At 70.9% G+C, this 11,598-nt stretch carries 8 protein-coding genes and 1 pseudogene; 5 read left to right on the forward strand and 4 right to left on the reverse strand.

Annotated features, from left to right (window positions below):
- Positions 1–182: 182 nt before the first annotated feature.
- The 4 genes and pseudogenes from fahA (at position 183) to ABS735_RS33770 (ending at position 3,418) form a co-directional block, all read left to right on the forward strand.
- On the forward strand, positions 183–1,421 hold the full coding sequence (gene fahA, locus ABS735_RS33755; protein ID WP_373901366.1) for a fumarylacetoacetase: 1,239 nt from the start codon (positions 183–185) through the stop codon (positions 1,419–1,421).
- A 318-nt stretch (positions 1,422–1,739) separates the two neighbouring features.
- On the forward strand, positions 1,740–2,678 hold the full coding sequence (locus ABS735_RS33760; RefSeq protein ID WP_373901365.1) for a M56 family metallopeptidase: 939 nt from the start codon (positions 1,740–1,742) through the stop codon (positions 2,676–2,678).
- Positions 2,679–2,901: 223 nt separating this feature from the next.
- A pseudogene (locus ABS735_RS33765) lies at positions 2,902–3,006 on the forward strand (GntR family transcriptional regulator); the annotation flags it as partial.
- A 118-nt stretch (positions 3,007–3,124) separates the two neighbouring features.
- Positions 3,125–3,418 (forward strand): HEAT repeat domain-containing protein, encoded by a 294-nt coding sequence (locus tag ABS735_RS33770; RefSeq protein ID WP_476755893.1) that lies wholly within the window; start codon positions 3,125–3,127, stop codon positions 3,416–3,418.
- Positions 3,419–3,457: 39 nt separating this feature from the next.
- Here the strand turns inward: ABS735_RS33770 and recQ are convergent, their stop codons facing one another.
- Positions 3,458–5,488: a DNA helicase RecQ gene (recQ, locus tag ABS735_RS33775; RefSeq protein ID WP_373901364.1), complete on the reverse strand. Its 2,031-nt coding sequence runs from the start codon at positions 5,486–5,488 to the stop codon at positions 3,458–3,460.
- 232 nt (positions 5,489–5,720) lie between these two features.
- On the opposite strand from recQ, the gene ABS735_RS33780 reads away from it, so the two are divergent.
- Complete coding sequence (locus ABS735_RS33780) at positions 5,721–6,320, forward strand: Uma2 family endonuclease (protein WP_373901363.1); 600 nt, start codon at positions 5,721–5,723, stop codon at positions 6,318–6,320.
- Positions 6,321–6,401: 81 nt separating this feature from the next.
- Here ABS735_RS33780 and nuoN read toward each other — a convergent pair whose 3' ends face one another.
- From nuoN to nuoL, 3 genes are read right to left on the reverse strand one after another with little or no spacing between them, the layout of a single operon-like run.
- Positions 6,402–8,060, reverse strand: coding sequence for an NADH-quinone oxidoreductase subunit NuoN (nuoN, locus tag ABS735_RS33785; protein WP_373901362.1), 1,659 nt, complete (start codon positions 8,058–8,060; stop codon positions 6,402–6,404).
- Entirely contained in the window at positions 8,057–9,628 is a 1,572-nt protein-coding gene (locus tag ABS735_RS33790) for an NADH-quinone oxidoreductase subunit M (protein ID WP_373901361.1), read from the reverse strand. Before ABS735_RS33790 ends, nuoN begins: the two co-directional genes overlap by 4 nt.
- A gap of 5 nt (positions 9,629–9,633) precedes the next feature.
- A complete protein-coding gene (gene nuoL / locus ABS735_RS33795; protein WP_373901360.1) occupies positions 9,634–11,598 on the reverse strand; it encodes an NADH-quinone oxidoreductase subunit L in 1,965 nt (654 codons plus the stop codon).

An 11,598-nucleotide genomic window follows, 5' to 3' on the forward strand; every position in this document is an offset into this window, starting at 1 on the left:
TCCCTCGCCAGGCGGCGCCACCTCCCGCCGCACTGCCCAAGACCGGCATGTCACCCGTAACGTGTGGCCCGACCACATGTCACGCGGCACACACCGATCACGTGACACGCAGGTACACGCAGCACACAGCACACACGGCGCGCACGGCGCACATGGCGAGCACGAAAGCGAGGCAGCACCCGATGCCCCCCTTCGATGTCCCCGAGGGCGACCCCTTCGGCCCGTACAACCTTCCGTACGGCGTGTTCTCGATCCCCGGCTCGCGGGAACGGACGGTGGGCGTCCGGCTCGGCGACCACGTCCTCGACGCGGGCGCGGCGGCCCACGCGCTCGGCTCGCCGTACGCGTCCCTGCTCGCGCGGCCCACCCTCAACCCGCTGCTGGCCGCCGGGCGCACGGCCTGGTCGGACGTGCGACGCGCGCTGACGGCGTGGGTGACGGTCCCGTCCCACCGCGAGATCCTCGAGCCCCTCTTCCACCCGCTGTCGTCGGTGACCCTGCACCTGCCCTTCGAGGTCGCGGACTACGTCGACTTCTACGCCTCCGAGAACCACGCCCGCAACGTCGGCCAGATCTTCCGCCCCGACGCCGCCGACTCCCTCACCCCGAACTGGAAGCACCTTCCGATCGGCTACCACGGCCGCTCCGGCACCGTCGTCGTCTCCGGCACGGACGTCGTACGCCCGTCGGGGCAGCGCAAGGCCCCGACCGACGCCGCTCCCGTCTTCGGCCCGTCCGTCCGCCTCGACATCGAGGCCGAGGTCGGCTTCGTGGTGGGCGTGCCGTCCGAACTGGGCAGCCCGGTGGCGCTCGGCGACTTCCGCGAGCACGTCTTCGGGCTCTGCCTGCTCAACGACTGGTCCGCGCGGGACGTCCAGGCCTGGGAGTACGTCCCCCTCGGCCCGTTCCTCGGCAAGTCCTTCGCCACGTCGGTATCCGCGTGGATCACCCCGCTGGACGCCCTGGAGGAGGCACGGGTGGCGCCGCCCGAGCGCACGCACGACCTGCTGCCCTACCTGGACGACACGAACGACGACCAGGACGGCCCCGGCGGCTACGACCTGCGGATCTCCGTCGCCGTCAACGGCCACGTCGTCTCCGAGCCGCCGTTCTCCACCATGTACTGGACGGCCGCTCAGCAGTTGGCCCACATGACGGTCAACGGCGCCTCGCTGCGCACCGGCGACCTCTACGGCTCGGGCACGGTGAGCGGGCCCACCGAGCGGGAGCGCGGGTCGCTGCTGGAGCTGACCTGGAACGGCCGCGACCCGCTGGAACTCCCCGACGGCAAGCGGACGTTCCTGGAGGACGGGGACGTGGTGACCTTGTCGGCCTGGGCCCCGGGACCGGGCGGCGTCCGGGTGGGTCTGGGCGAGGTGACCGGTCGGGTGGCTGGACGGGGGGCCGGACGGGACGCCTGACGGTACGACTGACGGGGTGCGGGATCCGTAGGCCCAGGATCTGTACGTCGAAGATCCGTACGTTCAGGATCTGTAGTCCAAGATCCGTACGTCCAAGATCCGTACGTCCAGGACCCGTACGTCCAAGATCCGTGCGCCGAGGTTTCGAATCCGGTGCCCGCGACACCTGACTCACACCGCCCGGCGCCGTCATACTGGCGTCGGGCGGTGTTCGCCCCTGGCCCAGCACCACCGGCCCAGCACCACCCAACTCAGCACAGCACAGCCCCTGTACAGCCAGAGCCGCCCATCCTTCGACCAGGATCCGGAGCCAGTGGCATGACCGTCTGCCTGCTCCTGCTGTTCGTCGTCGCCGTGACCGCCGCGGTGCCGGTGCCTCGCGCGCTGACCCGTTCCGCGTGGCCCGAGCGGGATCCCGTGGTCGCGCTGTGGGTGTGGCAGTGCCTGGTCGCCACCGTACTGCTGTGCTGTCTGACCGCGCTCGTCCTCGGCACCGCCGCCGTCTTCGGCACCGTCCGCGCCCAGCTCTTCGCTCCGGCGCCGCCCGCGGTGACCGCGGCGTACAACCTCTCCGCCGGACCGGCCTGGGCGGCCGTCCTCACCCTCCTGCTGGCGGGCGGTGCCGCCTGGACGACCGCGATGCTCGCCCGCGAACTCGTCGAGGCCCGCCGCCGGCGCGCCCGCTCACGCGCCCACCTGCGTGAACGCGCCCCCGACCTGCCCGCCGGGCTCCCCGCCGCCCGCGGCCCCCTGCTGGTCCTGGAGGACGAGTACCCGGACGCCTGGTGGATGCCCGGCAACCCGCCCCAGCTGATCGTCACCACCGGTGCCCTGCACCGGCTCACCGACCATCAGCTGGACGCCGTCCTCACCCACGAGCGCGGCCACGCCCGGGCCCGCCACGACTGGCTGCTGCACTTGTCCACCGCCCTGGCCACCGGGTTCCCGAGCGTCCCGCTCTTCGCCCACTTCTGCGACCAGACCCACCGCCTGATCGAGCTCTCGGCCGACGACACCGCCTCCCGCCGCTGCGGCCATCTGACCACCGCGCTGGCCCTGATCGAGCTGAACCAGCACCGCGGCGTCCTCTCCTGCGCCTCCAGCCACCGCCTCCTCGGCGAGCGGGTCGACCGCCTCCTGGAACCGCAGCCCCGCATGCCTCGCCGCCACCGCGCCCTGACCACGGCGACGGCCGCCCTGGTCCCGCTGATCCCCCTCCTGATCACCTTCGCGCCGGGCCTGACGGCACTGGCGTAACCCCTGGGCTGCGGGCAGTCGTGGCGCCGGAGCGGCACGGGGAAGGGCGCAGCGGCACCCCCGTAGCGCCGGGCCGCCCCCACGAAGCCGGCACGAAGCGCCCAGTGGCAGATCTCCCCCGCCCTCGAGAGAAACCCCAGCTCACCCGGCAACCGGCGGAGACCGAGGTGGCGCAACATTCCAGCAACACCGCTAAGTCCACCGGATAGGTATGGTTCCAGCCATGCCGCCCACCGACCGCCTCCGAGACCACGCCGGCCAGGGCGCGACCACCGTCACCGCCCACCGCACGCGGCGACGGCTGCGCGCCGACCGGGCCCGTCAACTGCGGGGTCGCGGTCGCCAAGGCTCTGGGGACGCTGCGGGCGGCGCCTCGCACCGGCGGTGCCCTCGACCGGCTCACGGAGGATCCCGACGTCCTGTCCCGCGGCGCCGCCCTCGCGGCCCTGGCGGACACGGGCTGCCCTGCCCCGCCGGCGGCCCGGGCGGTCACCGCGCTGTCCGACCCCGGCTGGCAGGTGCGGGCGGGTGCGGCCACCGCGCTGTCCGCCGCCGCCTCCGACAGCGCGGTCCCCGTCCTCGCCAAGGCCCTCGCCGACCGGAACGCCGACGTGCGCAAGGCGGCCGTCCTCGCCCCGACCCGGCACACGGCCACCACCGAGGACGCCCGGACGGCGCTCGCGACCGTCACGAGCGACACGGACGCCGACGTCAGGGCGTACGCGACACGGGCGTTGTGACGCCGCCGACGGACGCGGAGGCTTCCCCCCGGCGCGTGCCTATATCCAGTGGTCGGGCTCGGGCTCGGGCTCGGGCTCCGGCTCGTGCTCGGGCCAGTCGTCCGCGCCGGAGCGGGACGCGGAACCGGTGCCCGGACCGGCCGACGGAGCCGGCGCGGACGCCGGGGCGGCGGCCGGTCCCTCCAGCCCCGCCAGCACCTCGACCACACCCTCCCCGTACGTCGCCAGCTTCTTCTCACCGACCCCGCTGATGCCGCCGAGCTGCTCGACCGAGGTGGGCCAGACGGTGGCGATCTCCCGGAGGGTGGCGTCGTGGAAGATGACGTACGCCGGGACGCCCTGCTCGCGGGCCTGTTCCGCACGCCAGGCGCGCAGCGCCTCGAAGGCGGGGACCAGCTCCGCGGGCAGCTCGGCCGCGGCCGCCTTCGCCTTGCGCTCGCCGCGTCCGCCGCCCGCCGACCTGGCCGCGGCGGGCTTCTTGGGCTCCTTGCGCAGCGGCACCTCCCGCTCCCGCCGCAGCACCTCGCCGCTGCTCTCGGTCAGCACCAGCGTGCCGTACTCCCCCTCGACCGCGAGCAGTCCCTGGGCCAGCAGCTGCCGGGCGACGCCCCGCCACTCGCCCTCGGTCAGCTCCTCGCCGATGCCGAACACGGAGAGCTGGTCGTGGTCGAACTGGATCACCTTGGCGGTGCGCTTGCCGAGCAGGATGTCGATGATCTGCCCGGCGCCGAACTTCTGCCCGCGCTCCCGCTTCAGCCGCACCACCGTCGACAGCACCTTCTGTGCCGCCACCGTGCCGTCCCAGGTCTCGGGCGGGGTCAGGCAGGTGTCGCAGTTGCCGCAGCCGGCCCGGTCCGGGTCCTGTCCGAAGTAGGCGAGGAGCTGGCCGCGGCGGCACCGTGCGGTCTCGCACAGGGCGAGCATCGCGTCCAGGTGGGACTGGGCCCGGCGGCGGAACGCCTCGTCGCCCTCGCCGGACTGGATCAGCTTGCGCTGCTGTATGACGTCGTTGAGGCCGTACGCCATCCAGGCCGTGGAGGGCAGGCCGTCCCGCCCCGCGCGGCCGGTCTCCTGGTAGTAGCCCTCGACCGACTTGGGCAGGTCCAGGTGGGCGACGAACCGCACGTCCGGCTTGTCGATGCCCATGCCGAAGGCGATGGTCGCCACGACCACCAGCCCCTCCTCGCGCAGGAACCTCGACTGGTGCGCCGCGCGGGTGCCCGCGTCCAGGCCCGCGTGGTAGGGCACCGCCTCGATGCCGTTGCGCGAGAGGAACTCGGCGGTCTTCTCGACGGAGTTGCGCGAGAGGCAGTACACGATGCCCGCATCCCCGGGGTGCTCCTCCCGCAGGAAGCTCAGGAGCTGCTTCTTGGGGTCGGACTTCGGCACGATCCGGTACTGGATGTTGGGCCGGTCGAAGCTGGCCACGAAGTGCCGCGCCGCCGGCATGTTCAGCCGCTCGGTGATCTCGCGGTGGGTGGCGTCGGTGGCCGTGGCCGTGAGCGCGAGGCGGGGCACGTCCGGCCAGCGCTCACCGAGCAGCGACAGGGCGAGGTAGTCGGGCCGGAAGTCGTGGCCCCACTGGGAGACGCAGTGCGCCTCGTCGATGGCGAAGAGGGAGATCTTGCCGCGGGAGAGCAGGTCGAGGGTGCTGTCCAGGCGCAGCCGCTCGGGCGCCAGGTACAGCAGGTCCAGCTCACCGGCGAGGAACTCGGCCTCCACCACGCGCCGCTCGTCGAAGTCCTGCGTGGAGTTCATGAACCCGGCCCGCACGCCGAGCGCCCGCAGCGCGTCGACCTGGTCCTGCATCAGCGCGATCAGCGGCGAGACCACGATGCCCGTGCCGGGCCTGACCAGGGACGGGATCTGGTAGCACAGCGACTTTCCGCCGCCGGTCGGCATGAGCACGAGCGCATCACCGCCGGCGATCACGTGCTCGACGATCGTCTCCTGCTCGCCGCGGAAGGCGTCGTATCCGAAGACCCGGTGCAGGGTGGCCAGCGCCTCGCTGTCCCGGTCCCTCACCTGCGCCGTCTCTGTCATCTCGCCGATCACGCCCGTCCCGCCCATCGTCTGTTCCCCCGTACGCACTGCCGGGCCCGTCTGGTCTGTCTGGTCCGTCCTGCCCCGACCACTGCCTCAACGATAGGGGTCCGCGCCGACAGCCCCGGAGTTATCCACAGGCTGCCCGACGCGGCCCGCGTCGAGAACAAGACGATCGTTCACACGTTCGCGGGAGACCCGCCCGTTTCCGGCGGATAGTCTGATTGCACCCGCGAGACTCCGTCCCATGGGAGCACTGATGAGCGTCGCACCGAAGGCGTCCACACCCGACTGGCCGACCCCGCCGGAGGGCGGCTGGACCGCGGACGACCTGGACCGGCTTCCGAACCTGCCTCCGCATACGGAGCTGATCGACGGGAGCCTCGTCTTCGTGAGTCCGCAGACCATCTTCCACTCACGTGCTGTGAGCTTCTTCGAGTGGCAGCTCCACTCTCTCGCCCCGGCGGAGTTCGATGTGATCCGAGAGTTCACCATCGACATCGACCGGCAGAACCGGCCCGAGCCAGACGTGATCGTCGTGCGGGAAGACGTAGTCCAGGACCCGGGGCAGACGCGCTTCCCCGCCGAGGCCGTGACCCTGGCCGTCGAGGTAGTCTCCCCCGAATCGGTCTCCCGCGACCGCGAGACCAAGCCCTTGAAGTACGCCCGGGCCGGTATCGCCCACTACTGGCGGGTCGAGAACGAGAAGGGACTCGCCGTCGTCCACGCCTTCGAGCTGGAGCCCACCACCGGCGCCTACACCAGCGTCGGCATCTTCCGCGAGCGCATGAAGGTGAGCGCGCCCTTCCCGATGGACCTGGATCTGACCGCCATCAAACCGCGCCGCAGCGGCGAGTAGCCCCCTCCCCCGCGAACGGCTGTGGTCCGGCACCTCCTCGAAGAAGTGCCGGACCACAGCCGCGAAGCCGCGAGCGCCGCGTCAGCGCACGAACACCCCCGCCTGACCCGCCAGGTCCAGGAAGTACTGCGGTGCCACGCCGAGCACCACCGTGACCGCGACCCCGACACCGATCGCCGTCATCGTCAGCGGTGACGGCACCGCGACGGTCGGGCCCTCCGGGCTCGGCTCGCTGAAGAACATGAGCACGATCACGCGGATGTAGAAGAACGCCGCGATCGCCGACGAGATCACACCGATCACGACCAGCGGGGCCGCACCGCCCTCCGCCGCCGCCTTGAACACGGCGAACTTCCCCGAGAACCCGGAGGTCAGCGGGATACCGGCGAAGGCCAGCAGGAACACCGCGAACACCGCCGCCACCAGCGGCGACCTGCGGCCGAGCCCGGCCCACTTCGACAGGTGCGTCGCCTCGCCGCCCGCGTCGCGCACCAGCGTGACGACCGCGAAGGCGCCGATCGTGACGAAGGAGTACGCGGCCAGGTAGAAGAGGACGGACGAGATGCCCTCCGGAGTGGTCGCGATGACACCGGCGAGGATGAAGCCCGCGTGCGCGATCGACGAGTACGCCAGCAGCCGCTTGATGTCGGTCTGCGTGATCGCGACGATCGCGCCGGCCAGCATCGTGATGATCGCCACGCCCCACATCACCGGCCGCCAGTCCCAGCGCAGGCCGGGCAGGACGACGTAGAGGATGCGGAGCAGGGCGCCGAAGGCGGCCACCTTGGTCGCCGCCGCCATGAAGCCGGTCACCGGCGTCGGCGCGCCCTGGTACACGTCCGGCGTCCACATGTGGAACGGCACGGCGCCCACCTTGAACAGCAGGCCCATGACGATCAGCGCGGAGCCGACGAGCAGCAGCGCGTCGTTGCCCATGGTGTTCGCGAGCGCCGGGGTGACGTTCTGGACGGTGCCGTCCACGACCTGGGCGATCGTGCCGTACGACATGGAGCCCGCGTAGCCGTAGAGCAGGGCGATGCCGAACAGGGTGAAGGCGGAGGCGAAGGCGCCGAGCAGGAAGTACTTGACCGCCGCCTCCTGCGACATGAGCCGCTTGCGGCGGGCCAGCGCGCACAGCAGGTACAGCGGGAGAGAAAAGACCTCCAGGGCCACGAAGAGCGTCAGCAGGTCGTTGGCCGCCGGGAAGACCAGCATGCCGACGACGGCGAAGAGCAGGAGCGGGAACACCTCCGTGGTGGTGAAGCCCGCCTTGACCGCATTCTGCTCGCTCTTGCTGCCCGGTACGGCCGCCGCCTGCGCGGCGAAGGAGTCGACGCGGTTGCCGTGCAGCTCCGGGTCGAGACGCCGCTCGGCGAAGGTGAACAGGCCGACCAGGCTCGTCAGCAGGATGGTGCCCTGGAGAAAGAGGGCCGGTCCGTCGACGGCGACGGCACCCATCGCCGTGATGCCGGCCTTGGTCGTGCCGTACCCGCGCGCCGCGAGCGCGACGACCGCGGCGAACGCCGCGATCAGGGCGACGGCGGACACGAACATCTGGGCGTAGTAACGGGACCTGCGCGGGACGAAGGCCTCGACCAGGATTCCGATGATCGCCGCGCCGATGACGATGAGGACGGGCGACAGCTGCCCGTACTCGATCTTCGGCGCGTCGATCTTGGCGATCGGGTCGGCCGCCGTCGCCGCCGTTGTCCACAGGCTGTGGACGGCTGTTGCGCTCACTTGGCCGCCTCCACCTCAGGCTGGGGGTCCTTCTTGTGTACATCGGACATGGTCTGTTCCACGGCCGGGTTGACGATGTCCGTCACGGGCTTCGGGAACACGCCCAGGAAGATCAGCAGCGCCACCAGCGGCGCCACCACCACCAACTCGCGCACCCGCAGGTCGGGCATGCCGTTCACCTCGGCCTTCACCGGGCCCGTCATCGTCCGCTGGTAGAGGACGAGGGTGTAGAGCGCGGCGAGGACGATGCCGAAGGTGGCGATGATGCCGATCACCGGATAGCGGGTGAACGTGCCGACCAGGACCAGGAACTCGCTGACGAAGGGTGCCAGTCCCGGCAGCGACAGGGTCGCCAGACCGCCGATCAGGAAGGTGCCGGCCAGGATCGGGGCGACCTTCTGCACGCCGCCGAAGTCGGCGATGAGCCGCGAGCCGCGCCGCGAGATCAGGAATCCGGCGATCAGCATCAGCACCGCGGTCGAGATGCCGTGGTTGACCATGTACAGCGTGGCGCCGGACTGGCCCTGGCTGGTCATCGCGAAGATGCCCATGATGATGAAGCCGAAGTGCGAGATCGACGCGTAGGCGATCAGCCGCTTGATGTCGCGCTGGCCGACCGCGAGCAGCGCGCCGTAGATGATGCTGACGACCGCCAGGACCAGGATCACCGGCGTCGCCCACTTGCTCGCCTCCGGAAAGAGCTGGAGGCAGAAGCGGAGCATCGCGAAGGTGCCGACCTTGTCGACGACCGCCGTGATGAGCACGGCGACCGGCGCGGTCGACTCCCCCATGGCGTTGGGCAGCCAGGTGTGCAGCGGAAACAGCGGCGCCTTCACCGCGAAGGCGAAGAAGAAGCCGAGGAACAGCCAGCGTTCGGTGCTGGTCGCCATGTCCAGCGAGCCGTTGGCCCGGGCCTCGGCGATCTCCGTGAGCGAGAAGTTCCCGGCGACCACGTACAGGCCGATCACCGCGGCCAGCATGATCAGACCGCCGGCCAGGTTGTACAGGAGGAACTTCACGGCGGCGTACGACCGCTGCGTCGCCGCCGTCTTCTCGCCGTGCTCGTGGGCCCGGTCCCCGAAGCCGCCGATCAGGAAGTACAGCGGGATCAGCATGGCTTCGAAGAAGATGTAGAAGAGGAAGACGTCGGTGGCCTCGAAAGAGATGATCACCATCGCCTCGACGGCCAGGATCAGGGCGAAGAAGCCCTGCGTCGGCCGCCACCGGCTGCTGCCCGTCTCCAGCGGGTCGGCGTCGTGCCAGCCCGCCAGGATGATGAACGGGATCAGCAGCGCGGTCAGCGCGATCAGCGCCACCGCGATGCCGTCCACGCCCAGTTCGTACCGGACGCCGAAGTCCGCGATCCAGGAGTGGGACTCGGTGAGCTGGTAGCGGTCGCCGTCGGGGTCGAAGCGGACCAGGACCGTGACGGCCAGCGCGAGCGTGGCCAGCGAGACCAGCAGCGCCAGCCACTTGGCCGCGGTGCGTTTCGCGGCCGGCACGGCTGCCGTGGCGATCGCCCCGACGGCCGGGAGGGCCGCCGTGACTGTCAGCAGGGGAAAGGACATCGGTATCAGACCGCCCTCATCAGCAGGGTCGCGGCGACGAGGAGTGCCGCACCGCCGAACATCGAGACCGCGTACGAGCGCGCGAAGCCGTTCTGCAGCTTGCGCATCCGCCCGGACAGGCCGCCGACCGAGGCCGCCGTGCCGTTGACGACCCCGTCGACCAGGGTGTGGTCGACGTAGACCAGGGACCGCGTGAGGTGCTCGCCGCCGCGGACCAGGACGACGTGGTTGAAGTCGTCCTGGAGCAGGTCGCGCCGGGCGGCCCGGGTGAGCAGCGACCCGCGGGGGGCGACAGCCGGGACCGGACGGCGCCCGTACTGCGCCCAGGCGATGGCGACGCCGACGACCATGCAGGCCACCGTCGCCCCGGTGACCACGCCGGCGCTGATCGGCGCGTCGCCGTGGCTGTGCCCGGTGATGGGCTCCAGCCAGTGCAGGAAGCGGTCGCCGATGCTGAAGAAGGCACCGCCCGCGACCGATCCGACGGCCAGCACGATCATCGGGATCGTCATGAGCCCCGGCGACTCGTGCGGGTGCGGGGGCTCGTACTCGCCGCGCGTCTCGGCGGCGGGCTCCACGTCGGGCTTCGCGGGCGACGGCGTCGGGGCGTTGCGCCAGCGCTCCTCGCCGAAGAACGTCATCAGCATCACGCGCGTCATGTAGTACGCGGTGATGGCCGCGCCCAGCAGGGCGCAGGCGCCGAGGATCCAGCCCTCGGTGCCGCCCTTGGCGAACGCCGCCTCGATGATCTTGTCCTTGGAGAAGAAGCCGGACAGGCCCGGGAAGCCGATGATGGCGAGGTAGCCGAGACCGAAGGTGACGAAGGTGACCGGCATGTACTTGCGCAGCCCGCCGTAGCGGCGCATGTCGACCTCGTCGTTCATGCCGTGCATGACGGAACCGGCGCCTAGGAACAGCCCGGCCTTGAAGAAGCCGTGCGTCACCAGGTGCATGATCGCGAAGACGTAGCCGATGGGGCCGAGGCCCGCGGCGAGCACCATGTAGCCGATCTGCGACATGGTCGAGCCGGCCAGGGCCTTCTTGATGTCGTCCTTGGCGCAACCGACGATCGCACCGAAGAGCAGCGTGACCGCGCCGACGATGGTGACCACCAGTTGCGCGTCCGGCGCGCCGTTGAAGATGGCGCCGGAGCGGACGATCAGGTACACGCCCGCCGTCACCATGGTCGCGGCGTGGATGAGGGCGGAGACCGGGGTCGGGCCCTCCATCGCGTCGCCGAGCCAGGACTGCAGCGGCACCTGTGCGGACTTGCCGCAGGCGGCGAGCAGCAGCATCAGGGCGATCGCGGTGAGCTTGCCCTCGTCCGCCCCGGCCGCGAGCCCGGCCTCCCCGTGGCCGCCGAGCACCGGCCCGAAGGCGAAGGTGCCGAACCACAGGAACATCAGCATTATGCCGATGGACAGGCCCATGTCGCCGACGCGGTTGACCAGGAATGCCTTCTTCGCGGCGGTGGCGGCGCTGGGCTTGTGCTGCCAGAAGCCGATCAGCAGGTAGGAGGCGAGGCCGACGCCCTCCCAGCCGACGTACAGCAGCAGGTAGTTGTCGGCGAGGACGAGGATCAGCATCGCCGCGAGGAACAGGTTCAGGTAGCCGAAGAAGCGGCGGCGCCGCTCGTCGTGCTCCATGTACGCGACCGAGTACAGGTGGATGAGCGAGCCGACGCCGGTGATCAGCAGGACGAACGTCATCGACAGCTGGTCGAGCCGGAAAGCGACGTCGGCCTGGAATCCCTCCACCGGGATCCAGCTGAACAGGTGCTGCGTCAGGGTACGGTCCTCGGCACCGCTGCCGAGCAGGTCGGCGAAGAGGACGACGCCGATCACGAAGGACACGGCGGCCAGCAGCGTGCCGATCCAGTGACCGACACGGTCCAGCCGGCGTCCGCCGCACAGCAGGACCGCGGCTCCGAGCAGGGGCGCCGCCACGAGCAGCGCAATCAGATTCTCCAC

It is taken from the genome of Streptomyces sp. MMCC 100 (assembly GCF_041538145.2).
Taxonomy (GTDB): Bacteria; Actinomycetota; Actinomycetes; order Streptomycetales; family Streptomycetaceae; genus Streptomyces.